Here is a 24,988-nt window from a genome sequence, read left to right as displayed (position 1 = left end):
TCACACGGTAAAAGGATGCGTGGTATGCCAGTGTTCGGCAATATCGATACGGCGCGTGATCCATACTTTATCGTGCTGCTGCACATAGTCGAGGAAACGCGCCAGCGCGGCAGCGCGCGCAGGCCGGCCTACCAGACGGCAGTGCAGGCCGATGGACAGCATCTTGGGCTGGTTCAGGCCAGCCGGATCGCCTTCCCTGTACAGCACGTCGAAGGCATCTTTCAGATAATCGAAGAACTGCGTGCCGGAATTGAAGCCCTGCGCAGCAGCAAAGCGCATATCGTTGGTATCCAGCGTGTACGGCACGATCAGCTGCGGCGCCACCGCCGCCAGCCCGTTGGCGTCGGTATAAGCTACCTGCTGCCAGAACGGCAGATCGTCGCCATAATTGTCGGCATCGTAGCGGAAGCCGCCATGCTCGACCACCAGCTTGCGGGTCTGGGGCGAATCGCGCCCCGTGTACCAGCCCAGCGGCGCGCTGCCCGTCAGCTCGCGGATGATTGCCACTGCCTCTTGCATGTGGGCGCGTTCGGTGGCTTCGTCCATGTTCTGGTAGCTGATCCAGCGCAGGCCGTGGCAGGCGATCTCGTGCCCCAGCTGGCGGAACGCCGCCACGGCCTCGGGATGGCGCTTGAGCGCCATGGCCACGCCGAAGATGGTCAGCGGCAACTTGCGCTCTTCGAACATGCGCAGCAAACGCCACAGACCGGCGCGCGAGCCGTATTCGTAAATCGACTCCATGCTCATGTGGCGGTTGCTGAACGAGGCCGCGCCGATGATCTCGGACAGGAAAGTCTCGGAACCGGCATCGCCGTGCAGCACATTGTTCTCGCCGCCCTCTTCATAATTGAGCACGAACTGCAGCGCCACGCGGGCGCCATTCGGCCATAGGGCATGGGGTGGTTGGGGGCCGTAGCCGATCAGGTCACGCGGATAGTGGTCGTAAGTATTCATGTCGCAGGGGCGGCCAGTCTATGTGTAATATATCTGCAATCATATATGGCTAGCGGCCGTCCAGTATATGATTTACATAATAGACACTCATCACCTACCAATATAGGACACGCCATGGGCAAACTCAGTACCCACGTTCTCGATATCAGCATCGGCAAGCCGGGCGCCGGCGTGCAGGTCACCCTGTACGCCGTCACGCCGCAGGGCCGCGAGCTGCGCGCGCAGGCCGTCACCAATGCCGACGGCCGCTGCGACGCGCCACTGCTGGAAGGCGAGCGCATGGTAGCCGGCAAATACGAGCTGGTGTTCGCTGCCGGCGCCTATTTCGCTGCGCGCGGGGTCGAGCTGCCCGAGCCCCGTTTCATCGACGAAGTCACGCTGGCCTTCGGCATCGCCAGTCCCGAGCAGAACTACCACGTGCCGCTGGTGGTGTCGCCATGGGCTTATTCAACCTATCGCGGTAGCTGAAAACGGCATCAGGCGCTAACATAAGCGCCCATGACCTCTACCGACTCGGCGCTGACCGCCTCCCTGCTCCAGCAAGCGCTGGCCTACCACCAGCAAGGACAGTTGCGCGAAGCGCAGGCCTACTACCGGCAGGTACTGGCCCTACAGCCGCAGCAGTTCGACGCCCTGCACCTGCTGGGCGTGATCGCCCGCCAGCAGGGCGACGCGGCACAGGCCATCGAACTGATTACCCAAGCGCTGGCGCTCGACCCGCAGCAAGCCAAAGCCCACTGCAATCTGGGCGTGGCGCTGATGGATCAGGGCCGCCCTGCCGAAGCGCTGGCCAGCTACGAACGGGCACTGGCACTGCAAGCCGATTACGCCATGGCATGGAGCAATCGCGGCAACGCCCTGCGCCGCCTCGGCCAGACTGAAGCGGCGCTGGCGAGCTACCAGCAAGCCTTGCAGCACCAGCCGCGCTATGTGGAAGCACACAGCAACCGCGCTATCGCGCTACAGGATCTGGGCCGCTACATGGAAGCGCTGGCTTCTGCCGAAGCCGCCCTCAATCTGAACGACCGCCATGCCGACGCCTGGCTGGCGCGCGGCCATGCCCTGCACTGCCTGCGCTGGCTGGCGGAAGCGGTGGAAAGCTTCGACCGTGCTCTCTATCTGCGCCCCGGCTGGGCCGAAGCCTACGCCGCACAGGGCGCGGCACTGCACCGTCTGGGTGAACTGGCAGCGGCGCTGGACAGTTACGACCGTGCCCTGAGCATCAACCCGGGCCAGCCGCAATGGCACACGGCACGCGGCAACACCCTGCGCGCCATGCAGCGCCACGACGAGGCGGCACAGGCCTACCGCAGCGCGCTGGATTGCGGCGAACAGGCTGAAACCGTGGCGTTTGCGCTGGCCTCGGTGGGCGCCGGCGCCGCACCGGCCAGCCTGCCGGCCGACTACGTGCGCAACCTGTTCGACCAGTATGCCAACCATTTCGACGAACACCTGCTGAAAGTGCTCGACTACCAGACCCCGGCCCATCTGGCACGCCTGCTGGCCCAGCACTTGCCACCGGATGCGGCACTGAACATCCTCGATCTGGGCTGCGGCACCGGCCTGTGCGCACCGGCGCTGCGTCCGCTGGCACGCAGCCTGCACGGCGTGGACCTGTCACCACAGATGCTGGAAAAAGCCGCCCAGCGCCAGCTATATGACGGGCTGCACTGCGCCGACCTGCTGGCCTATATGGCTGGGCAGTCCGCCGCATGGGACCTGGCCATTGCGGCCGACGTCTTCGTCTATATCGGCGATCTGGCGCCTGTGTTTGCCGCCATATCGCAGGCATTGCGCACGGCGGGCTATTTCTGCTTCTCGGTGGAAGCGGCCAGCAGCGGCGACTATCGCCTGCAGGCCTCCAACCGCTACGCCCACAGTCTGGACTACCTGACGCGGCTGGCCAGCGCCAGCGGCCTGCAGCTACTGGCCAGCGAACAGCTCACCGCGCGCGAGGAAAACGGCGCGCCCATCGCTGCACTGGCCCTGCTGCTGCAAAAAGCCTGATGCAGAGCGCCATACCATGGCCAAAGTTGCATCGATAGTCGGCTTGCCTTAGAATGAAAAGTTCTGTGGCTGTGTTGTTAAGCCATGCCGCCTGTGCTGCCGCTACTCCGGCTGGCCAGTTTCCTTTGCAGTTTTCTTGACGGTGACCCTTGGATACCGTGCCGTTCTGGGCAGAATGCCTTGCCCTCGCACTCCTGATACTTTGTTCGGCCTTCTTCGCCATGGCCGAAACCGCGCTGATGGCGGCCAACCGCTATCGCCTGCGCCATCTGGCCAAACGGGGCAGCCGCCGCGCCATCACTACCCTGTGGCTGCTCGAGCGCACCGATAAGCTGCTGTCGCTGGTGCTGATCGCCAATACCCTGATCAATGCCATGGCCACCGCGCTGGTGACCGCCATCGCCATCGAATCGTTCGGCCATGACGACAACGTCATCACCATTTCCACCGGCGTGGTGGCTTTCCTGCTCATCGTATTCGCCGAAATCAGCCCGAAAGTCATCGGCGCTACCTATCCGGAACGCATCGCCCTGCCCACCAGCATGCTGCTTAAGCCCCTGATGGGACTGGCCAAGCCGGTGATCTGGTTCGTCAATCTGTTCGTCAATCTGGTGCTCAAGCTGTTCCGCATCAAAGCTGGCGCGCACGCCCACGAAGCCCGTCTGTCGCCCGAAGAGCTGCGCTCCATCGTGCTCGAAGGCGGCCACTTCATGCCGCAGAAGCACAAAAGCATATTGCTCAATCTATTCGACCTGGAAACCATATCGGTCGAAGACGTGATGACGCCGCGCGCCCAGATCGAAGCGCTGAATCTGGAACTGAGCGTGGAAGAAATCAAGCGCGAGCTGACCACCTGCTATCACAACAAGCTGCCCGTGTACGAAGGCGAAATCAACCGCATCGTCGGCATCCTGCATGTGCGCAAGGCCGTAGCCCTGCTCAATCAGGACGACGAACTGACCGTGGACGACTTCCGCAAACTGCTCAGCGCCCCTTATTTCATCCCGCAGGATACCGGCGTATTCACCCAGCTCCAGTATTTCCAGGAAAACCGCGAACGCCTCGGCATCATCGTCGACGAATACGGCGAGGTGCAGGGTCTGGTCACGCTGGACGACATCATCGAAGAGATGATAGGCGAGTTCACCACTTCCATGCCCGGTGCCGCCCGCGCCGATAGTTTCGGCTGGTCGGAACAGGGCGAATGCCTGCTGGAAGGCGCCACGGCGCTGCGCGACATTAACAAGCGGCTGGGCCTGAACTTCCCGCTCGATGGACCGAAAACCCTGAACGGCCTGCTGCTGGAAGTGTTGCAGGAAATCCCGGACGCCCCCATCAGCCTGAAACTCGATCCTTGCATCGTTGAAGTGGTGCAGGCGCACGATCAGGCGATTAAAGTGGTCAAGCTGATACGTCTGCCACAAAAACAGGCACACTAAAGCCTTCGAACTTGCGCCAAACACAACGTTGGCGAGTAAAATCAGTCCCTAGCAGCGACAAACGACGAGAAGCGGCTTTACAAAAATAATTCCCTAGAGCATCATTTCAGGAATTCGCCGCAACTCCCCGCCACCCGTTTGGGCTAACTTTCCGACCGATTCGACCGACATTTATGGCAGCCGTTCTTCCCAGTTCCGCGTCCGGCGCCTCCATGCCCGGACTGGCGCGTGCCCTGATGCAGGCCGGGCGGCTCTCGGCCGTGCAGGCCGAACTGCTGCAGAAAAAAGCCATCACGGAAAAGCAGGCGTTTATCGATGTGCTGCTCGATAGCCACGCCATCGATGCCACCAGCCTGGCCCAGTTCTGCTCGGAGACTTTTGCCTATCCGCTCATGGATGTGCAGGCGCTGAATCTCGACGCCCTGCCCGCCAAGATCATCGATAGCCGGCTGATGCAGGCGCAGCGCGTGATTGCGCTGGCCAAGCGCGGCAACCGCATGTCGGTGGCGATTTCCGACCCCACCAATACGCAGGCGCTGGACCAGATTAAGTTCCAGACCGAGACCACGGTCGAACCCGTCATCGTCGCCCACGACGCCCTGCTGCAACTGCTGGCGCGGCTGAACAAGGATAACGAACAGGCCCTGAGCGAACTGGCCGGCGACGAGGCCGATATCGAGTTTGCCGAGGAAGAGGACACGATACAGGCCAATGCGGCCACCGACCCCAGCGCCAACGATGTGGAAGATGCGCCCGTGGTGCGCTTCCTCAACAAGATGCTGATGGATGCCGTGCACATGGGCGCGTCCGACTTGCACTTCGAACCGTTCGAGAAATTCTACCGCGTGCGTTTCCGCGTCGATGGCGTGCTGATCGAGCACGCCCAGCCGCCCACCTCCATCAAGGAAAAGCTGGTCTCGCGCATCAAGGTGCTGGCCAAGCTCGATATTTCGGAAAAGCGCGTGCCGCAGGACGGCCGCATGCGCCTGATTGTCTCGCCCACCAAGACCATCGATCTGCGCGTCTCCACCCTGCCCACCCTGTTCGGCGAAAAGACCGTGATGCGGATACTCGACGCCACCCAGGCGCAGATGGGCATCGACGCACTGGGCTACGATCCGGACCAGAAGGCCTTGCTGCTGGACGCCATCCAGCGCCCTTACGGCATGGTGCTGGTGACCGGCCCTACCGGCTCGGGCAAAACGGTGTCGCTGTACACCTGCCTGAACGTGATCAACAAGCCCGGCATCAACATCTCGACGGCGGAAGACCCGGCCGAGATCAATCTGCCCGGCGTGAATCAGGTCAACGTCAACGAAAGGGCGGGACTGACCTTCCCCGTGGCGCTGAAGTCCTTCCTGCGCCAGGACCCGGACATCATCATGGTGGGCGAGATCCGCGATCTGGAGACGGCCGACATCGCCGTCAAGGCCGCGCAGACCGGCCACATGGTGTTCTCCACCCTGCACACCAACGATGCGCCGTCCACTCTGACCCGCCTGATGAATATGGGCGTGGCGCCGTTCAATATCGCCTCCTCGGTGATCCTGATTACGGCCCAGCGGCTGGCGCGGCGCCTGTGCAGCTGCAAGCAGCCGGTCGACATTTCGCCCGATCTGCTGCGCAAGGCCGGCTTCCGCGAAGAAGAACTGGATGGCACCTGGAAGCCCTACGGCCCGGTCGGCTGCGAGCGCTGCAACGGCGGCGGCTACAAAGGGCGGGTGGGCATCTACCAGATCATGCCCATCACACCGGCCATCGAAGAACTGATACTGGCCCATGGCAATGCCATGCAGATTGCTGCCCAGTCGGAAAAGGAAGGCGTGAAATCGCTGCGCCAGTCCGGCCTGCTCAAAGTGAAGAGCGGGCTGACCAGTCTGGAAGAAGTGCTCGGCTGTACCAACGAATAGGACACTGTCATGGCAACTTCGGGCAACGCAGGCCATCAGGTCAAGGAAGCGATCTTCGCGTGGGAAGGCCGCGACAAGAGCGGCAAGGCGGTGCGCGGCGAAATGCGCGCCGGCGGCGAGGCCGTGGTGAACGTGACGCTGCGCCGTCAGGGCATCATGGTGACCAAGGTCAGGAAGAAGGCCTACCGCAGCGGCAAGAAAATCACCGACAAGGACATCACCCTGTTCACCCGCCAGCTGGCCACCATGATGAAGGCCGGCGTGCCGCTGCTGCAGTCCTTCGACATCGTCGGCAAGGGCCACGCCAATCCCTCCGTGTCGAAAATGGTGATGGACCTGCGCGCCGATATCGAGACTGGCACCAGCCTGAATCAGGCGTTCCGCAAATTCCCCCTGTATTTCGACCCGCTGTTCTGCAATCTGGTGGGCGCCGGCGAACAGGCCGGCATACTGGAAGACCTGCTGACGCGGCTGGCCATCTACAAGGAAAAGACTGTGGCCATGAAGGCCAAGATCAAATCGGCGCTGATGTATCCGATTTCGATACTGGCCGTGGCCTTCATCGTCACGGCCGTCATCATGATCTGGGTGGTGCCCGCCTTCAAGGAAGTGTTCAAGAGCTTCGGCGCCAATCTGCCTGCGCCCACGCTGTTCGTGATGGCCATGTCGGAATTCGTGGTGGCGTGGTGGTATGTGATCTTCGGCGGCACTTTTGCCGCCATCTATTTCTTCTTCCGCGCCTGGCAGCGCTCGCTGCAGATGCAGCGTTTCATGGACCGTCTCCTGCTGCGCCTGCCCATCTTCGGTGCAGTGATACGCAAAGCCACCATTGCGCGCTGGACCCGCACGCTGGCCACCATGTTCGCGGCCGGTGTACCACTGGTGGAATCGCTCGATTCGGTGGGCGGCGCGGCCGGCAATGCCGTGTATTTCGACGCCACCCGCAAGATCCAGAGCGAAGTCAGCACCGGCACCAGCCTCACCGTGGCTATGCAGAATGCCGAAGTGTTTCCCAATATGGTGACGCAGATGGTGGCCATAGGCGAAGAATCGGGCTCGCTCGACGCCATGCTGGGCAAGGTGGCCGACTTCTACGAAGACGAGGTGGACGAAGCGGTGGCGGCCCTGTCCAGCCTGATGGAGCCGGCCATCATGGTCATACTGGGGGTGCTGATCGGCGGTCTGGTGGTGGCCATGTACCTGCCCATCTTCAAACTGGGCTCGGTGGTGTAAGGTTAAAGCGCCGCGCCAGTAAGGCCGCGAGATCCATACGGACGTGACAGATCAGATGAATATAGAGCACATCGCCGCAGGATGCATAAATGATGCGATTCTGGTCAGCGTGTATCTGGCGAAAGTGATGCAGTCCTAATCCGGCCAGTTCAGGGACTAGGTGTCCCAGATCGGGGCGCTGCTTTAACAGCAACACAGCGCGGCGGATTTCCTCAGTAATTTTGGTGGCGTAAGCTGACGAAACATGAGTTTGCAGATAACGGCGGATTTGCAGCACATCATCACGTGCTGCATTCGTCCATTTAATCCGCGATGGTTTTTTCGGCATCCTGTGCCTGTAACTCAGCAAAGAAGCTTTCGTGGTCGATCACGTCTCCTGCCGCTATCTGCTGTTGTCCAGCCAGAAGTATGCGCAACATGGCAAGTTGCTCCTGCGTCTGTTGAAAACTGGCGATGTCCTGCACGACCGCCTGCACTTTCCCATCGACGCTCAGCATGACTGGCTTCCGGGTAGACAGTAGTTGCTTAAGCAGTTCATCCATAGTCGCTGGAAGAAAGCTAGCCGGCGGTACTATAGTGTGTGGTTTCATGGTTTGCCCCCGAGATTTTTGAGATTAGCACAAATTAGACAGCTGATTTTGATGTATTTCATCATCCTGCGACTCTGTCCGCTTAGCAATATTTCTCCGATGATTTAATATATCCCTTCAATTCCTCTATCTTTCTCTTCCGGCCCCTGCTATGACTGATACGTCCTTTTTGTTTGCTCCTGCCGGTTTGCTGACCGTCAGCCTCGTCGCCGGACTGTTCGGCCTGCTGTTCGGCAGCTTCCTTAACGTGGTGATCCACCGCCTGCCCAAAATGATGCAGCGCGAGTCCGACAACTATGTGGCGTCGGAAAGCGGCCAGCCCCTGCCCCACACGGAGCGCTACAACCTGATGCTGCCGCGCTCGGCCTGTCCCCAGTGCGGCCACCAGATCACGGCGCTGGAAAATATCCCTGTACTCAGCTATCTGTTCCTGCGCGGTCGCTGCAGCGCCTGCAAAACCCCTATCCCGGCACGCTATCCGCTGATCGAACTGCTGACCGGCCTGCTGTCGGCAGGCGTGGTATGGCGCTTCGGCAGCGGCTGGATGGGCCTGTCCTGCCTGCTGTTCCTGTATGCGCTGATCGCCCTCACCTTCATCGACCTCGATACCCAGCTGCTGCCGGACGACATTACCCTGCCCCTGCTGTGGCTGGGTCTGCTACTCAACGTCAACCAGATGTTCGTGCCCCTGCACGAGGCGGTACTCGGTGCCGCCGCCGGCTATCTGGCGCTGTGGGCGATCTACTGGCTGTTCAAGCTAGCGACAGGCAAGGAAGGCATGGGTTATGGTGACTTCAAACTGCTGGCGGCCCTCGGAGCGTGGATGGGCTGGACCATGCTGCCTGCCATCATCCTGCTATCGTCGCTGGTCGGCGCCGTGGTCGGCATCAGCCTGATCGTGTTGCGCCGCCATGGCCGCAACCAGCCTATTCCGTTCGGCCCCTATCTGGCCATCGCCGGTCTGCTGGCCATGATGCACGGCCACGAAGTCACGCTCGTGATGCGCCAGCTGTTCGGTTAAGCAGCGCTGAGGTAGCTATATCAAATGTCCCGATTGAACTTTGCCATAGGCCTGACAGGCGGCATCGGTAGCGGCAAAACCACGGTGGCCGACCAGTTCGCCGCCCTGGGTGCCAGCGTGATCGATACCGACCAGATCGCCCACAGCCTGACGGCACCGGGCGGCAGCGCCATGCCCGCCATCGTGGCCGCATTCGGCGCCGATTTTGCCGACGCCAGCGGCGCCATGGACCGCGCCCGCATGCGCCAGCTGGTATTCAGCGATGCCAGCGCCAAAGCCCGGCTGGAAGCCATCCTGCACCCGCGCATCCGCGATGCCGCACTGGCTGCCGCCGAAGCGGCCACGGGCAGCTATGTGATTTTTGCCGTGCCACTGCTGGTAGAGTCCGGCACCTGGCGCCAGCGGGTCAGCCGCATTGTCACCGTCGATTGTCCGGAAAGCGTGCAGGTAGCGCGCGTGATGGCGCGCAATGGCTTAACAGAACAGCAAGTTCTGGCGATTATGGCCAATCAGGCCAGCCGCCAGCAGCGGCTGGACGCGGCCGACGATGTGATCGACAACGCTAGCGATGTCACGGCTTTGGCCCCGCAAATTACCCGCTTGCACGAGTTATATCTGGCGATTTCGAAAAGAAGCGCCACAAACACTGCACAATGTTTGTAATTTTGCTTGGCTTGCTTCAAAATCACAGGATTCACGCAAGTCCACCTAAAGGGATGTTATTTTGATCGTCTACGAATATCCATTCAACGAGCGCATCCGCACGTTGTTGCGATTAGAGGACCTGTACGAGAAATTTAAATTTTTTGTGCAACAAGACCATCCCATGCAGCATCATGTGGCGCTGGCGACGATCTTCGACATGCTGGAAGTGGCTGGCCGGGCCGATCTGAAATCCGATCTGCTGCAGGAACTGGAACGCCAGCGCCAGACCCTGCTCGGCTACCGCATGAACCCCAATGTGCAGGCTGAAACGCTGGACGCGATACTGGAAGAACTCGATGGCGTCAGCACGGCCCTCGTCAATGCCCAGGGCAAGACGGGCCAGAACGTGCGCGACAATGAATGGCTGATGAGCATACGGGGCCGTACCATCATTCCGGGCGGCGCCTGCGAATTCGACCTGCCGTCCTACTACGCATGGCAAAAACGTCCGGCCGACTTGCGCTACAATGACATCATGAACTGGTTTGCCCCGCTGGCGCCCCTGTTCGACGCGCTGGGTCTGGTGCTGCGCCTGCTGCGCGATTCGGGCGGCGCCGTGAAAATGATCGCCGTCTCGGGCAGCTACCAGCAGATGCTTCAAGGCAAGGTCTACCAGATGCTGCGCCTCACTCTGGACGAGGAAATGGGCGCCATCCCTGAAGTATCAGCCAATAAATACATGCTGTGGGTACGCTTTACTTCGCAGGATGGCGACTTGAAACCCAAGCCGCTGGAAGACGATGTACCGTTCGAACTCACCCTGTGTAACTTCTAAAGCAAGTCATGACCACCGTAGTTGATTGCCCGACCTGCGGCGCCAAAGTTGAATGGACGCCCGCCAACCGCTATCGCCCGTTCTGCTCGGAACGCTGCAAGAAAATCGATCTGGGCGCCTGGGCCGAAGAAAAGTACGCGATTCCGGCGGCCCCGCCTAAAGACCCGCTGGACCAAGAATAAGCGGCGCCGGTCTCGGCCCGCGCTGCAGGCCGACTACGCAGCCGGATAGCGCAGTTCGTCCAGCCAGGCCAGCAGTGGTATGGTGGCCGGCAGCAGCGGCTCCACGCCGACTGCACCCTGCCATGCAAACGCCTGCCCTTCCAGACTCTGCGGCTCGCCCTGCCAGTCGCGGCTGATGTAGAAATGCAGCCGCACATGGGCGTGCGGATACACATGCTCGACCCCGCACCATTCCTCGGCGCTATGGATGGTCAGGCCCAGCTCTTCCATGAATTCGCGCTGCAGGGCGGCGAAAATGGTTTCGCCGGGATCGACCTTACCACCGGGGAATTCCCAGTAGCCGGCATACGGCTTGCCTGCCGGACGCTGGCCCAGCAGCACATCGCCATTCGGCTTGACCAGCACGCCTACTGCCACATCGACGATATCGCTCATGCGTGCTTACCTGCGTAGTCCTTGGCGAACTGCCACGCCACCCGGCCCGAACGCGAGCCGCGTTGCAGGGCCCAGCGCAAAGCGTCGGCCCGCGCCGCTTCCACCTGCGCGGGCGTGCAGCCCAGCGTGGCCAGCCAGTGCGCCACGATGGCCAGATAGTCATCCTGCTTGAACGGGTAGAAGCTCAGCCACAGGCCGAAGCGCTCGGACAGCGAAATCTTTTCTTCCACCGTTTCGCCCGGATGCAGGTCGCCGTCTTCGTCATGGCGGTAGCTGCTGTTATCGGACATCCGCTCCGGCATCAGATGGCGCCGGTTGGAAGTGGCATAGATCAGCACATTGTCCGACTGCGCCGAGATGCTGCCGTCCAGTGCCACCTTGAGCGCCTTGTAGCCGCTCTCGCCTTCCTCGAACGACAGGTCGTCGCAGAAGATTACGAAGCGCTCGGGGCGGCCTGCTACCAGATCGACGATATCGGGCAGATCGGCCAGATCTGCCTTGTCCACTTCGATCAGGCGCAGCCCCTGCGCGCCGAACTGGTTCAGACAGGCTTTGATCAGCGAGGATTTGCCGGTGCCGCGCGCGCCCGTCAGCAGCACGTTGTTGGCCGGCTTGCCCTGCACGAACTGGCGGGTGTTCTGCTCGATCTGCTCTTTCTGCGGCCCGATGTGCTGCAGATCGTCGAGCGCGATGGGCGCCAGATGGCTGACCGCCTGCAGATAACCGGCGCCACCGCTACTGCGCTTGCGCCAGCGGAAAGCATGGGCCAGCCGCCAGTCCGGCTCGCGCGGCACGGCCGGCAGCACGGCTTCCACCCGCGCCAGCAAGGCTTCGGCACGGGCCAGGAACTGCTCGAGTGGCGTCGTCATATCAGGAACGGTAATCGGCGTTGATGCTGACGTAGTCATGCGACAGGTCGCAGGTGTACACGGTGGCCTGCGCCGCACCGCGCGCCAGTTTCACCCGCACGGTGATTTCGCTCTGCTGCATGACGCGCTGGCCATCTTCTTCCTTGTAGTCGGGATTGCGGCCGCCGTTCTTGGCCACCCATACGTCGTCGAGGTAGAGGTTGAGCTTGCTGACGTCGAGATCATCCACGCCGGCATAACCGATCGCCGCCAGAATCCGGCCCAGATTCGGATCGGATGCGAAGAAGGCGGTTTTCACCAGCGGCGAATGGGCGATCGAGTAGGCGATCTTGCGGCACTCTTGCATGCTGTTGCCCTCTTCCACCGTCACGGTAATGAATTTGGTGGCGCCTTCGCCGTCGCGCACGATGGCTTGCGCCAGGAACACCGCCAGTTCCGTCACGGCAGCGGCCAGCTGGGCGTATTCAGGGCTATCGACCGCGTTCACTTCCAGCGTGCCGGCGCCGGTGGCGATCAGCATGAAGGAATCATTGGTCGAGGTATCGCCATCGATGGTGATGCAGTTGAACGACTGGTCGGCCACCTGCTTGACCAGCACGTCCAGTACCGGCTGCGCCACTTTGGCGTCGAAGGCCAGATAGCCGAGCATGGTGGCCATATTCGGCTTGATCATGCCGGCGCCTTTGCTGATGCCGCTCAGGGTCACGCTGTGGCCGGCGATGGTGACGCTGCGCGAACCGGCCTTGGGCTGGGTGTCGGTGGTCATGATGGCTTCCGCCGCGTTATACCAGTTATCGGCTTTCAGACCGGCCACGGCCTGTGGCAGACCGGCGATCACTTTATCGGCCGGCAGCGGCTCCAGTATCACGCCGGTCGAGAACGGCAGGATCTGGGCCGGGGCACAACCGAGCTGCTGCGCCAGCGCGGCGCAGGTCTGGTTGGCCAGCGACAGGCCCAGTTCGCCCGTACCGGCGTTGGCATTGCCCGTATTGACCAGCAACGCCACGATGGGCTGGCCGGTGGTTTGCGCGGCCGCCAGATGGGCTTTGGCGATCTGCACGGGGGCGGCGCAGAAGCGGTTAAGCGTGAACACCCCGGCCACCGTGGCCGTCGGCGCCAGCTTCATCACCAGTACGTCTTTGCGGTTCGGTTTTTTAATCCCGGCTTCGGCATAACCGATTTCGATACCGTTGACTGGCTTCAGTTCGGCGGCGACGGGCAGAGGGGAATTAACGGCCATTTCAGTGTTCTCGTGTTGGTAAAGGGGAAGCCGCTATTGTAATCCCTCGGGCGGCAATTGGCGCAGGCCAGCCATACTTGCGGCGCAGTTGATAACGCACGCAAATGAGGTCTGACAAGTTATTGAATTGATTTGAAAAATAAACATCTTTCGCAGAAAAACGACAGATTTTTAGCACGATCGTGCACATTTATCGAAAGAAATTTCCATATTACACTTAAAAGCGCTTAAATAAGAGCTGGAATGCCGTACCCCCGCATCTCAAGAGACGATTGTGACGACAAAATCGTTCAAGCTGCATACAAACGACAACAATTTCAAGGAACCCTACTCATGAACAAAACTCTGTTAGCCGCAGCCCTGTTCGCCGCCATGCAAGCCCAGGCCGGCACCCTCGACGACGGCAACCTGAGCCTGAGCGGCTTCGGCACCTTGGGCGTGGCCAAATCGAATACCGATCAGGCCCAGTTCACCCGCTACAACCAGGCTGAAGGCGTGGCAGATCAGGCCAAAATCGGTCTGGACTCCAATCTGGGCTTGCAAGCGAGCTACAAGATCAATGACTGGCTGTCCGGCACGGCCCAGATTCTGACCCGCAAGAACACCAGCCCCACTTTTACCACCGACCTGACCTGGGCCTTCCTGAAAGCCCGCGTCAACGATGAAACCAATGTGCGCGTAGGGCGCGTGGTACTGCCAGCCTTCCTGATCTCGGAATACCAGAACGTGGGCTACGCCAACACCATGATGCGTCCGCCGGTCGAGATGTACGCCCAGGCACCGATCGAAGCCGTCGATGGCGCCGACGTCACCTACCAGCATGCGTTCGGCGACTTCAACTTCACCACCTCGGGCTATGCCGGCGTGAGCCGCGGCAAGCTGTTCGTTCCCGCTGCCGCCACCGTGGCCACCTATCGCGCACCGTCGGCCGGTCTGAGCGTGGGCGGCGAATACGGTCCGTTCAGCGTGCGACTGGCCCATGCCCGCATCAAGATGACCAGCAACGATCTGGGCCCCGTGAATACCCTGACCAGCACGCTGGCCAAGGTCGGCTTCGCCCAGCTGGGCAGCGATCTCTCCCTGATTCAGGGCAAAAAAATCGCCTTCACTTCGCTGGGCGGCACCATGGACTGGAACAATGTCGTCGCCCAGGCCGAGGTGGCCATGCGCGTGGCCAAAGAGCCTGTGTATGTGCCTGACACCACTTCGTGGTACCTGATGGCCGGCTACCGCATCGGCAAAGTGCTGCCTTACTTCGCCCACGCTGCCGTGCGCGATGCCGGCCACTCCGTCACCTTGCCGGCCGGCTTCCCGAAAACCGGCGCACTGGGTACGCCGGTGGCCGGCCTGATGGCAGCTGCCGAGCAGAAGAACGATCTGATCGGCGTACGCTGGGACTTCGCCAAATCGATGGCGCTGAAAGTGCAGATCGACCGCGTCCAGCCTAAGACCAAGGCCGGCACCCTGATCTTCGCCCCGGCGGCAGGCTATACCAACACCGTTACCGTGGTCGGCGCTGCGCTCGACTTCGTCTTCTAATCCGGAGCCCTCCATGCATAAACTGATGACCTCCCTGCTGCTGTCGGCACTGGCCATGGCAGCCCTGCCTGCATCGGCAGAAATCGTAGTGATCGTTAGCCAGAAGAACCCGGCCACCCGTATGTTCTCGGAACAGGCTTCCCAGTTCTTCCTCGGTAAATCCAACCTGTTCACCCCGGTCGACCAGCCGGAGAGCTCGCACATCCGTGCCGAGTTCTACCAGAAGATCGCCGACAAGGACCCGGCCCAGGTAAAAGCGCTGTGGTCGAAACTGGTGTTCACCGGTAAAGCCACGCCGCCGAAAGAATATGCCAATAGTGCCGAGGTGAAGAAAGCAGTTGCTGCCGATCCGAAAGCAATCGGTTATATTGATAAAGCGGCAGTTGATGACACTGTGAAAGTAATTCTGACCTTGCCTTAACCCCCCGGTAGGATCGCCCGCGCAGCCGCACGCCTGCGCGGGCAGGCACTCCCGGCCAGACCGAGGAGTGCCCGTTTTGAGTCTCACACTACGTGCGAAATTCCTGCTCCTGAGCGCCCTGATCCCCACGCTGGTGGTGGGCCTGCTGATCTGGAACAGCCTGCGCCTGATGAACAACGCCGTCAGCGCCAACGCCGAGCGGGTTGCGCAGGAATATGCCGTAGCCCTCAATCTCACCCTCAGTCCCTATGCCACCGGCGGCCGCCTGCCGCAGCTGCGCGGCCATCTGGCCGAAATGCTGGCCGACCCGGCCGACAGCTATCTGCGCTATCTGGTCATCCTCGACGAACGGCAGCAAGCCATCCTGTCCGTGGGCCAGCCTCCGGCACAGCTGTCCGCCACCCTGCGCAATGGCGGCGGCACCGCCTTCAAAGGCGTGCGCACCGAACTCGGCGACAACCTGCTGCACGCCCGTGCGCCCCTGCTGCTGGTGGATAACCACATCGGTTCGATCAATTTCGGCATCACCACCAGCGACCTGAAACAGGCGCGCGATGAAGTGATGTGGCAGGGCGGCGTGATCTCCATGGCCGGGCTGATGCTGGGCATGCTGCTGTTCTACCTCGTCACCCAGGGCATCGCGCGCCGCCTGAATGTACTGAGCCGGCAATCGACCCGCATGGTCATGGGCGACTACAGCAACACCCTGCCCGAAGTGGGCAACGACGAAATCACCGTCTTCACCCGCACTCTGAATACGCTGAGCGCTGCGCTGCGCGAACGCATAAACCAGCTGGAGCAGTCGCAGCAGCGCCTGCTGGAATCGGAAGAACGCTTTAAAACCCTGTTCGATATGGCGCCCCTGCCGCTCACCGTATCCGACCGCAGCGGCCGCATCGTCGCCGCCAACCGCGCCGTGACGGAAACCTTCGGCCAGTCGGTCGATGCGCTGATCGGCAAACGTTCGGAAGAAGTGCGCTTCTGGGCCAGTACGGCGGAGCGCAAGCGCATCTGGAATATGTACCAGAACGATGGCGCCGTGCACGGCGACGTGGCCGGCGTGCTGCTGGCCGATGGCAGCGTGGGCAGCGTGGCGATCTGGTCTTCGTCGCTCACGCTGGACGGACAGGATGCCATCATCTGGGCCCTGCTCGACCTGACGGAAGAACTCAATGCCAAGCGCGAACTGAAGGACCTCAACTTCTCGCTGGAGATGCGCGTCAAGGAACGTTCGGCAGCGCTGGAACGGGCCAATACGGAATTGCAGGCTACGCTGGAGACCCTGCGCATGACCCAGAGCGAACTGCTGTCGGCGGAAAAAATGGCTTCGCTCGGCTCGCTGGTAGCCGGCATCGCCCATGAACTCAATACCCCTATCGGCAACAGCCTGCTGGCTGCCACTTCGCTGCGCGACCGCGTGATCGAATTCGATGGCCGCGTGGCTGCAGGGGCTTTGCGCCGCTCGGAACTGCTCACCCATCTGGAAGAAGTGCGCATGGCCAGCGAGCTGATTTCGGGCTCGCTGCACAAGGCCGCCGAACTGATTTCCTCGTTCAAGCAGATCGCCGTGGACCAGACCAACGACCAGCGGCGCGAATTCGATCTGCTCTCGGCCGTGCACGACACGGTGGCTACCTATATGCCGCGCCTGCGCCGCGCCGAATGCGAGGTGCGGCTGCAGATCATGGAAGGGCTGATGCTCGATTCCTATCCGGGCGCCCTGTATCAGGTGCTCAACAATCTGATCAACAATGCGCTCAACCACGCTTTCGAACACCAGAAAGGCGGCCACATCACCATCCGCGCCGAAGTGGTCGATGGCGCCACCATAGGCCTGATGTTTGCCGACGACGGCGCCGGCATGGCGGAAGACGTGTTGCGCCGCGTGTTCGATCCCTTCTTCACCACCAAGATGGGTCAGGGTGGCACGGGCTTAGGCATGAACATCGTCTACAACGTGGTGACCGGCGTGCTCGGTGGCCGCATCAGCATCGATTCCACGCTGGGTGCAGGCACCACGGTGCGCATGATCCTGCCGCGCTGCGCGCCCCAGCGCAACAGCAATCACCACAGCGGCAGCCAGGGCAACTAGCTGCGCCCCGGCGCCACAAACGCCAGCGCTTCCTCGAACGAGCGCAGCACCATGTCCACGTGCGGCTGCACGCTGGCCTGCGCAGGAAAATCATCTTCCAGCGTAGGCCGTATGGTGGCCAGCAAAGCCTGCGGCAGATTGGCCCGCAGTTCGTCCACCACCACTATCCATTCCGGCAGCGACTCGCGGGTCGGATACGGAATGAATAGGGTGGACACCAGATCGGCCTTGTCCGGGTCCTGCTCCTCGGGCGGGATAGGCACCACGACGGAACGGGCATCATGGCTGGCTTCGCGCAGCGCACGCGCCAGCAGTTCGCTCACCAGTTCTTCCCGCTCGGTAGCGCGGCTCACGCACAGGATGATGGAGCGCTGCGGCACATCGAGCGAGCCTTGCCAGCGGCCCAGCCGGGCTTCGCGCAGATGGCGCAGATGGGCGCCCACATTGGCATCGAGCAGCGACACCTGACAACGTTTGGCGCGCGTCACGCCGCTGGGCGCCAGCGCTTCCGCCACTTCCGCCACGGTGCGGCGCAGATGCTCGCGCTGGCTGGCGTCTATCAGTTCGGCCCGTATTTCGGCGCCTGCCAGCGCCAGCCCCGGCAACAGCACCTGATCGCAGTAGCGCGCCAGACTGGTACGGCGCAGGAAAGGCCGCGCATCGCGCAGTATCGCGCCCGTATCGCCATTCAGGGCGCGCTGGTAGAAGCGCTGAGCGCCGGTCACATCGGGCGCCTGCCCGAGCAGTATCGCCAGCCATTCCAGCGCTGGCACATGGCGCCCCGCCACCACCAGACAGACGGTCAGCGGGGTCGACATCAGCAAGCCTATCGGTCCCCACAGCGTACCCCAGAACAGCGCCGACACCATGACCGCCAGCGGCGACAGGCCGGTACTGTGGCCATACACATTCGGCTCCACCACATTCGCCACCAGCAGCTCCAGCACGCCGAACAGCAGCAGACACGATAGCGCCAACTGCCAGCCTGGATCGACGGCAGCGGCAAAGCCGGCAATCAGGGCACCTGCCACCAGTGCGCCCAGATACGGCACAAAGCGCAGCACGGCGCTCAGCGTGCCCCACAGCACGGCATGGGACAGGCCCATGGCCCACAGCGACAGGCCGATGGCGATGCCGAATGCGGCGTTCACCACGAACTGGGAGAAGAAAAAGCGCGCCACCCCTTGCGCGGCATCGGCCAGCGCGCGCGCCGTGCGGCCGATCTCGCGCTGGCCGGCCAGCCGGATCAGGCGATCCTGCAGCGACTCGTGCTCCAGCACCATGAAGATCAGCAGCACCAGCACCAGCCCTGTCTCGCCTAGCGGCCCCCAGACTTTGCTGGTCAGGTCGCTGAGCAGATCAGTGCGCGGCACGGCCGCCAGATTCTGCCCCGCCGCTGCCACGTCCTGCCCCTCCGCCCCCTGCGGCGCCAGCGGGCTGATATGGCCGAAGCTGTCCTGCATATGGGCGAACGGCCGCTCCACGGCCGTGCGCACCTGATCGATCTTGATCTGGATGGCGGCGCGGTACTGCGGCAAGTCTTCCGACACGCGCAGCAACTGGGTGGCCAGCACGGTGGCCGTGCCCACCACGCACACGCCGGCCAGCGCCAGCGTCACCAGCATGGCCGGCAGGCGGCGCAGGCCGAAGCGGCCCAGCACCTGCAGCATGGGCGCCAGCAGCAGGCTAAGGATGGCGGCCAGCGCCACTGGCTGCAGCACATCGCGGCCGAAATACAGCAGCGCCAGCACGCAGCTAATCGTGACGACAGAATTGGCGCTGACGCGCGCGGCGAGGGACGACGGGCTGGACATGAGTTAGGGGGCGGCAGAATAGGATGCCACTAGTTTAATTCATTCGCCGGGGCAAATCACTGCCCCGCCCCGTCTGTACCACGTACACGGATGAAAAAAAACCCGGTACTGACAGGCAGTACCGGGCCGGGTGAGCTTGCTGGACGCTGCTAGCGCATGGCGCCAGCAGCGCGCAGTTAAGCCAGCTTGCCGTGGCAAGCTTTGTATTTCTTGCCGCTGCCGCAAGGGCATGGATCGTTACGGCCCACTTTCAGGCCCAGTTCCATCAACTGTTCGCCCGTCAGGCCAGCCAGTTCCGGCGGCAGACCGGCGATGGCCGGCGCTGGCGCCAGCAGTTCTTCCGGTGCGGCGTTCGGGTTGAAATCGGCGTGCTGGTAGCTGACGTTTTCCACGTGCGACTGCTGCATGGCGGCTTCGGCGGCATCGATTTCTTCGCGCGACTGGATGCGTACCGTCATGATCAGCTTGACCACTTCCTGCTTGATCATGTCCAGCATCTGGCCGAACAGTTCGAACGCTTCGCGCTTGTATTCCTGCTTAGGATTCTTCTGCGCATAGCCGCGCAGGTGGATGCCCTGACGCAGATGGTCGAGTGCGGCCAGGTGTTCGCGCCAGTGGCTGTCCACGCTCTGCAGCATGACGTTGCGCTCGAAACCGGCGAAAGCTTCCTTGCCGACGATATCCACTTTCGACTGGTACAGCGCATCGGCTGCGGCCAGCACGCGTTCCAGAATGTCTTCGTCGTTCAGATTCGATTCGGTTTCCAGCAGGCCGCGCAGCGGCAGTTCGATCTGCCATTCGGCGGCCAGGGCTTTTTCCAGACCGGCCAGATTCCACTGCTCTTCCACCGATTCCTGCGGCACGTATTCGCGTACCAGATCGGTGAAGGCGCCGTGGCGCAGCGAATCGATCAGTTCCGAAATATCGACCGCTTCCAGCAGTTCGTTACGCTGCTGGTAGATGACTTTACGCTGGTCATTGGCCACGTCGTCGTATTCGAGCAGCTGCTTACGGATATCGAAGTTACGCGCTTCCACTTTGCGCTGGGCCGATTCGATCGAGCGCGACACGATGCCTGCTTCGATCGGTTCGCCTTCCGGCATCTTCAGACGATCCATGATGGCGCGCACGCGGTCGCCCGCGAAGATGCGCAGCAACTGGTCGTCCAGCGACAGGAAGAAGCGCGAGCTGCCCGGGTCACCCTGACGGGCGGCACGGCCACGCAGCTGGTTGTCGACGCGGCGCGATTCATGGCGCTCGGTACCGACGATGTGCAGACCGCCTGCAGCCACCACTTGTTCGTGCAGCGCCTGCCAGCCATCGCGCAGCGCTTGCGCCTGGGCAGCCTTGTCGGCATCGCTCAGCGCAGCATTGGCTTCGATGAACTGGATCTGTTTTTCGACGTTACCACCGAGCACGATGTCGGTACCACGGCCCGCCATATTGGTGGCGATGGTGATGGCTTTCGGGCTACCGGCCTGGGCGATGATTTCTGCTTCGCGGGCGTGCTGTTTCGCATTCAGCACATTGTGCGGCAGGCCGCCCTTGGTCAGGATGCCGGACAGCAGTTCCGAGTTTTCGATCGACGTGGTACCCACCAGCACAGGCTGGCCGCGGTCGTAGCATTCGCGGATTTCCAGCATCATGGCGTTGTACTTCTCGGCCGAGGTCTTGTAGACCTGATCGTGGCGGTCTTTACGCTGCGATGGACGGTTAGGCGGAATCACCACGGTTTCCAGACCGTAGATTTCCTGGAATTCGTACGCTTCGGTATCGGCCGTACCGGTCATGCCGGCCAGCTTGGCGTACATACGGAAGTAGTTCTGGAAGGTGATCGAGGCCAGCGTCTGGTTCTCGTTCTGGATCTTCACGCCTTCCTTGGCTTCCACCGCCTGATGCAGGCCATCGGACCAGCGCCGGCCCGTCATCAGACGGCCGGTGAATTCGTCGACGATCACCACTTCATTGTTCTGCACCACGTAGTGCTGATCCTTGAAGTACAGCGCGTGCGCGCGCAGCGCTGCATACAGGTGGTGCACCAGCGAGATATTGGCCGAGTCGTACAGGGAAGCGCCTTCCGGCAGCAGGCCCATACGGGTCAGGATGGCTTCGGCTTTTTCGTGACCGGCTTCGGTCAGCAGCACCTGATGGGCTTTTTCATCCTTGGTGTAATCGCCCGGCACTTCCACCTTGCCCTTGCCGTCCGGGGTTTCTTCACCGATCTGCAGGGTCAGCAGGCGTGGCACTTCATTGATCTTGTAGTACAGGTCGGTATGGTTCTCGGCCTGACCGGAAATGATCAGCGGGGTACGGGCTTCGTCGATCAGAATCGAATCGACTTCATCGACGATGCCGAAGTTGAGCGCACGCTGGACGCGGTCGCGCGCTTCGAACACCATATTGTCGCGCAGGTAGTCGAAACCGAATTCATTGTTGGTGCCGTAGGTGATGTCGGAAGCGTAAGCAGCCTGCTTGGCGCTGTGCTCCATCTGCGACAGGTTGATACCGGTGCTCAGCCCCAGCCAGCCGTACAGCTTGGACATGGTGTCGGCGTCACGCTGAGCCAGATAGTCATTGACGGTAACAATGTGCACGCCTTTGCCCGACAGCGCATTCAGATAGGCTGGCAGGGTAGCGGTCAGGGTTTTACCTTCCCCCGTGCCCATTTCGGCGATCTTGCCATAATGCAAAACCATACCGCCGATCAACTGCACATCGAAGTGGCGCATCTTGAACACGCGCTTGCTCGCTTCGCGGCAGACGGCAAAGGCCTCGGGCAGCAGGGAATCCAGGCTGGCGCCCTGCGCAATGCGTTCTTTGAAAGCCGGGGTTTTCGCTTGCAGCTCGGCGTCGGACAGTTTTTCCATGGCCGGCTCGAGCGCATTGATCTCGCGTACCGTTTTTTGGTATTGCTTGAGCAGCCGCTGGTTGCGGCTACCGAAAATCTGGGTCAGTAATGACATGCTTGAATTCTTGAAAAAACGCCGTTAAAAAAGCCCGGAAGGGAGTGCGTGCCCTAGCGCTCGCTATTCGACTATGGCAAAAGACCATGATTTTATCATGCGACCGCGTCTACATTGGGGTATTGGCCTGATTAACAATAGCTCAGGCATGAACAAAGTCATAAATTGGGCAGATTTTCCATTGCCGTGACGTTTTTTTGCTGCTGTGATATGTTGCGCCCCATGCGCTTTAACTCTTCCAACTTGACCATCAAACGCCGCACCGCCGTGGAAGCGACGGATTTCCTGCGCCGCGACGACCGCATGGCCACCCTGCTGCCCGCCATCGAACGCATGGCCTCGCTGCAGAAAGATTGCGCCGCCGCCCTGCCCGCCATGTTCAAGTACTGCGAAATTCTGGCCTACGAGCAGAATGTGCTGACGCTGGCCCTGCCCAATGCGGCGCTGGCGGCCAAGCTCAAGCAGCAGATCCCCAAGCTGCAGGAGACCCTGGCCAGACGGGGCTGGCAGGTCGATCAGGTGAAATTGCGGGTACAGATGGTGAAAGCGGCCGAAATCAAAGAGCCTATGCGCGCCCTGTCGCTATCCGAGGCGGCAGTGGATGCCTTCGACCAGCTGGGCGACACGCTGGAGCCGAGCGCCCAGAACGGGCCGCTGATCGCAGCGCTGAAAGCCATGGTGGCGCGCCGCCGCACACCCTGAATGATCTGGCGCAGCGCCAGCAGGCTGCGTCACCGCACCGACACCGCCCAGCTTAGCTCAGGTAAGCGCCCACTCGCGCGCCATCTGGCGCAGATACGATGGGGGTGCCGCCTGTTCCGAACCGAACGAGACGATCTCGTAGGCATCGGGATGCTTGAGCAGTTCCAGCAGCAGCTGGTTGTTCAGCGCATGGCCCGATTTATGGGCTTCATAGCTGGCCAGCAGCGGATGGCCGACCAGATACAGGTCGCCGATCGCGTCGAGGATTTTGTGGCGCACGAATTCATCGTCGTAGCGCAGGCCATCTGCATTGAGGATGCGGTATTCATCCATCACGATGGCGTTTTCCAGCGAACCGCCACGGGCCAGCCCTATGCCGCGCAGCATTTCCACGTCCTGCATGAAGCCGAAGGTGCGGGCCCGCGCCACATCGTGCACATACGAGACATCGCCGAAATCGACTTCGGCGCGCTGCTGGGTGCCATCCACGGCTGGATGATTGAATTCGATGAAAAAGTCCAGCTTGAAGCCGTTGTAGGGCGTCAGACGGGCCCATTTTTCCTTGTCGCCCGTACCTTCGCGGATTTCCACCGGCTTGAGCACGCGGATAAACTTCTTGGCCGCTTCCTGCTCCTGCACGCCAGCCTGTTGCAATAAATACACGAACGACGAAGCCGAACCGTCCATGATGGGAATTTCTTCCGCACTCACGTCGATATACAGGTTATCCAGCCCCATGCCGGCGCAGGCCGACATCAGGTGTTCCACGGTCGAAACGCGCGCACCATCCTTGATCAGCACGGACGCCATGCGGGTATCGCCCACGGCCATGGCACTGGCGGGGAATTCCACCACCGGCGCCAGATCGACGCGGCGGAATACGATGCCGGTATCCGGCGCGGCCGGACGCAGGGTCAGTTCGACCTTGGTGCCGGAATGCAGGCCCACACCGGTGGTGCGGACCATTTCTTTGATGGTGCGTTGTTTTAACATCTGACGATTATAGCGAAGTTAGCCTAGCCGCGCTGTCAACGGTGTTTCCAACGGTAAAGCAAAGGTGGCAGCTGTTGCGCTTGCATAACTAGCCGCCTCCCACATGAAAATTCACGTATTTTCAAAAAAGCAAAAATGCTATTATTACTACATTATCTAGCATACGGTCCGGCAAATCGCAGCACAGGTCTCAGGAGAAAAAAATGCGCAAATGTCCATGTTGTGGCGAGGCAGCCATATCGTCTTCGCTGCTCTCGGCTATACGTTTCACCGGCTCGGCACGATGCCCGGCGTGCGGCAAGCACCTGAAAGTGAAGCGCAACGTCTTCAGCTTTCTCCCGCTGCTGTACACCACAGTCCGGATCGGACTGGACCGCCTATTCCACATCCGCCTGGACCTTGCCGATAGCTGGGAACTTGGTGTAATCGCGGCGTTGCTGCTGCTGGCGATCTGGCGCATTTCACTGCGCGAGGACAGCACAAAACAATCTGCCGGTTGCGATGTAGCCCGCACTGGTTAAAAACGGACGCCAGCAGCCCGTCATTCTGGAATAATCACTGCTGGATGAGCGCCCGACTTCACCGCCAGCATGACAGAGCCGATGGAATATACCCTGCACCCACCTTCCCCCCAGCATTTCGCCACACTGGGCGACTGGATCAGCGATGCCGAACAGTGCCTGCGCTGGGCGGGGCCGAAACTCGCATTTCCCTTCGATCCTGCTGTGCTGCAGTCCCTACTCGAAACCGAGCCCATGGATAGCTACGCACTGCTGGACCAGCACGCCAGTCTGGCGGGCTTCGGGCAGATTTTCCGCCGCGAGCCCGGAACTGGCCATCTGGGCCGGATCATTATCGATCCCCGCCGCCGCCAGCAGGGCATAGGACAGATACTGTGCAGCGAGTTAATCAGGGCGGGAGTGCAGCGGCAGGGCTTCCGCGCCATGACGCTATGGGTGTATCTGGATAACGCACCGGCCGTACAGCTCTATAGCGCGCTCGGCTTTGTAGCGGAGGCACGCGAGGGTGCTGCCGGTTGCCAGTTCATGCGGCTGCAGATGGCAGCATGAGCCAGGGTGCTGCGGAGCTAGGCGACGCCCGCAG

Annotated in this window: 24 protein-coding genes; 15 read left to right on the top strand and 9 right to left on the bottom strand. The window is 61.4% G+C overall.

The genetic code is table 11. The annotated features are described in order from the left end of the window. The gene (gene puuE, locus GTP27_RS06740; RefSeq protein WP_161038411.1) at window positions 1-954 is read right to left on the bottom strand and encodes an allantoinase PuuE; all 954 of its coding nucleotides are present in this window, start codon (window positions 952-954) and stop codon (window positions 1-3) included. 114 nt (window positions 955-1,068) lie between these two features. Here puuE and uraH point away from each other — a divergent pair, with 114 nt between their 5' ends. From uraH to GTP27_RS06715, 5 genes are all read left to right on the top strand, one after another. Continuing rightward, entirely contained in the window at window positions 1,069-1,422 is a 354-nt protein-coding gene (gene uraH, locus GTP27_RS06735; protein WP_161038410.1) for a hydroxyisourate hydrolase, read from the top strand. A gap of 30 nt (window positions 1,423-1,452) precedes the next feature. Further along, on the top strand, window positions 1,453-2,961 hold the full coding sequence (locus GTP27_RS06730) for a tetratricopeptide repeat protein (protein ID WP_161038409.1): 1,509 nt from the start codon (window positions 1,453-1,455) through the stop codon (window positions 2,959-2,961). A gap of 149 nt (window positions 2,962-3,110) precedes the next feature. Further along, a complete protein-coding gene (locus tag GTP27_RS06725) occupies window positions 3,111-4,400 on the top strand; it encodes an HlyC/CorC family transporter (RefSeq protein ID WP_161038408.1) in 1,290 nt (429 codons plus the stop codon). Window positions 4,401-4,573: 173 nt separating this feature from the next. After that, the gene (gene pilB / locus GTP27_RS06720) at window positions 4,574-6,310 is read left to right on the top strand and encodes a type IV-A pilus assembly ATPase PilB (protein WP_161038407.1); all 1,737 of its coding nucleotides are present in this window, start codon (window positions 4,574-4,576) and stop codon (window positions 6,308-6,310) included. 9 nt (window positions 6,311-6,319) lie between these two features. Next, a complete protein-coding gene (locus GTP27_RS06715) occupies window positions 6,320-7,543 on the top strand; it encodes a type II secretion system F family protein (protein ID WP_161038406.1) in 1,224 nt (407 codons plus the stop codon). Here GTP27_RS06715 and GTP27_RS06710 read toward each other — a convergent pair. Continuing rightward, window positions 7,521-7,871 (bottom strand): type II toxin-antitoxin system RelE/ParE family toxin, encoded by a 351-nt coding sequence (locus GTP27_RS06710; RefSeq protein WP_161038405.1) that lies wholly within the window; start codon window positions 7,869-7,871, stop codon window positions 7,521-7,523. The genes GTP27_RS06715 and GTP27_RS06710 overlap by 23 nt on opposite strands. Beyond that, window positions 7,846-8,040, bottom strand: a complete 195-nt coding sequence (locus tag GTP27_RS06705) for a hypothetical protein (RefSeq protein ID WP_161038404.1) — start codon at window positions 8,038-8,040, stop codon at window positions 7,846-7,848. The genes GTP27_RS06710 and GTP27_RS06705 overlap by 26 nt, the downstream gene beginning before the upstream one ends. Before the next feature lie 244 nt (window positions 8,041-8,284). On the opposite strand from GTP27_RS06705, the gene GTP27_RS06700 reads away from it, so the two are divergent. The 4 genes from GTP27_RS06700 to yacG all read left to right on the top strand — a co-directional run bounded on the left by GTP27_RS06700 (window position 8,285) and on the right by yacG (window position 10,816). Beyond that, window positions 8,285-9,154 carry a prepilin peptidase gene (locus GTP27_RS06700; protein WP_161038403.1) on the top strand — a complete coding sequence of 290 codons (870 nt, stop codon included), beginning with the start codon at window positions 8,285-8,287 and terminating at the stop codon, window positions 9,152-9,154. 24 nt (window positions 9,155-9,178) lie between these two features. Continuing rightward, window positions 9,179-9,817 (top strand): dephospho-CoA kinase, encoded by a 639-nt coding sequence (coaE, locus tag GTP27_RS06695; protein ID WP_161038402.1) that lies wholly within the window; start codon window positions 9,179-9,181, stop codon window positions 9,815-9,817. A gap of 61 nt (window positions 9,818-9,878) precedes the next feature. Then, window positions 9,879-10,634: a cell division protein ZapD gene (gene zapD / locus GTP27_RS06690; protein WP_161038401.1), complete on the top strand. Its 756-nt coding sequence runs from the start codon at window positions 9,879-9,881 to the stop codon at window positions 10,632-10,634. Window positions 10,635-10,642: 8 nt separating this feature from the next. Next, complete coding sequence (gene yacG, locus GTP27_RS06685; protein WP_155434385.1) at window positions 10,643-10,816, top strand: DNA gyrase inhibitor YacG; 174 nt, start codon at window positions 10,643-10,645, stop codon at window positions 10,814-10,816. Between the two features lie 33 nt (window positions 10,817-10,849). Here yacG and GTP27_RS06680 read toward each other — a convergent pair whose 3' ends face one another. From GTP27_RS06680 to argJ, 3 genes are read right to left on the bottom strand one after another with little or no spacing between them, the layout of a single operon-like run. Beyond that, entirely contained in the window at window positions 10,850-11,251 is a 402-nt protein-coding gene (locus tag GTP27_RS06680) for an NUDIX domain-containing protein (protein WP_161038400.1), read from the bottom strand. After that, window positions 11,248-12,120: an ATP-binding protein gene (locus tag GTP27_RS06675; RefSeq protein WP_161038399.1), complete on the bottom strand. Its 873-nt coding sequence runs from the start codon at window positions 12,118-12,120 to the stop codon at window positions 11,248-11,250. Before GTP27_RS06675 ends, GTP27_RS06680 begins: the two co-directional genes overlap by 4 nt. A 1-nt stretch (window position 12,121) precedes the next feature. Further along, window positions 12,122-13,360: a bifunctional glutamate N-acetyltransferase/amino-acid acetyltransferase ArgJ gene (gene argJ / locus GTP27_RS06670; RefSeq protein ID WP_161038398.1), complete on the bottom strand. Its 1,239-nt coding sequence runs from the start codon at window positions 13,358-13,360 to the stop codon at window positions 12,122-12,124. 333 nt (window positions 13,361-13,693) lie between these two features. On the opposite strand from argJ, the gene GTP27_RS06665 reads away from it, so the two are divergent. The 3 genes from GTP27_RS06665 to GTP27_RS06655 all read left to right on the top strand — a co-directional run bounded on the left by GTP27_RS06665 (window position 13,694) and on the right by GTP27_RS06655 (window position 17,412). Then, the gene (locus tag GTP27_RS06665; RefSeq protein ID WP_161038397.1) at window positions 13,694-14,899 is read left to right on the top strand and encodes a porin; all 1,206 of its coding nucleotides are present in this window, start codon (window positions 13,694-13,696) and stop codon (window positions 14,897-14,899) included. 13 nt (window positions 14,900-14,912) lie between these two features. After that, window positions 14,913-15,320, top strand: coding sequence for a type 2 periplasmic-binding domain-containing protein (locus GTP27_RS06660; RefSeq protein ID WP_161038396.1), 408 nt, complete (start codon window positions 14,913-14,915; stop codon window positions 15,318-15,320). Between the two features lie 76 nt (window positions 15,321-15,396). Further along, window positions 15,397-17,412, top strand: coding sequence for an ATP-binding protein (locus GTP27_RS06655; protein WP_161038395.1), 2,016 nt, complete (start codon window positions 15,397-15,399; stop codon window positions 17,410-17,412). Here the strand turns inward: GTP27_RS06655 and GTP27_RS06650 are convergent. Both GTP27_RS06650 and secA read right to left on the bottom strand, forming a co-directional pair. Continuing rightward, window positions 17,409-19,226, bottom strand: a complete 1,818-nt coding sequence (locus tag GTP27_RS06650; protein WP_161038394.1) for an AI-2E family transporter — start codon at window positions 19,224-19,226, stop codon at window positions 17,409-17,411. The genes GTP27_RS06655 and GTP27_RS06650 overlap by 4 nt on opposite strands. Window positions 19,227-19,402: 176 nt before the next feature. Then, window positions 19,403-22,189, bottom strand: coding sequence for a preprotein translocase subunit SecA (secA, locus tag GTP27_RS06645; protein WP_161038393.1), 2,787 nt, complete (start codon window positions 22,187-22,189; stop codon window positions 19,403-19,405). Window positions 22,190-22,411: 222 nt separating this feature from the next. On the opposite strand from secA, the gene GTP27_RS06640 reads away from it, so the two are divergent. Next, window positions 22,412-22,891 carry a DciA family protein gene (locus tag GTP27_RS06640; RefSeq protein WP_229633476.1) on the top strand — a complete coding sequence of 160 codons (480 nt, stop codon included), beginning with the start codon at window positions 22,412-22,414 and terminating at the stop codon, window positions 22,889-22,891. 57 nt (window positions 22,892-22,948) lie between these two features. On the opposite strand, the gene lpxC is transcribed toward GTP27_RS06640, so the two are convergent. Further along, window positions 22,949-23,884 carry a UDP-3-O-acyl-N-acetylglucosamine deacetylase gene (lpxC, locus tag GTP27_RS06635; RefSeq protein ID WP_161038391.1) on the bottom strand — a complete coding sequence of 312 codons (936 nt, stop codon included), beginning with the start codon at window positions 23,882-23,884 and terminating at the stop codon, window positions 22,949-22,951. A gap of 203 nt (window positions 23,885-24,087) precedes the next feature. Here lpxC and GTP27_RS06630 point away from each other — a divergent pair, with 203 nt between their 5' ends. Further along, entirely contained in the window at window positions 24,088-24,405 is a 318-nt protein-coding gene (locus GTP27_RS06630) for a hypothetical protein (RefSeq protein ID WP_161038390.1), read from the top strand. A gap of 81 nt (window positions 24,406-24,486) precedes the next feature. After that, window positions 24,487-24,954, top strand: a complete 468-nt coding sequence (locus GTP27_RS06625; protein ID WP_161038389.1) for a GNAT family N-acetyltransferase — start codon at window positions 24,487-24,489, stop codon at window positions 24,952-24,954. The last annotated feature ends 34 nt before the right edge of the window (window positions 24,955-24,988 follow it).

The organism is Duganella qianjiadongensis (genome assembly GCF_009857915.1).
Taxonomy (GTDB): Bacteria; Pseudomonadota; Gammaproteobacteria; order Burkholderiales; family Burkholderiaceae_D; genus Rugamonas; species Rugamonas qianjiadongensis.
This window is presented reverse-complemented; position numbering and strand designations above follow the sequence as displayed.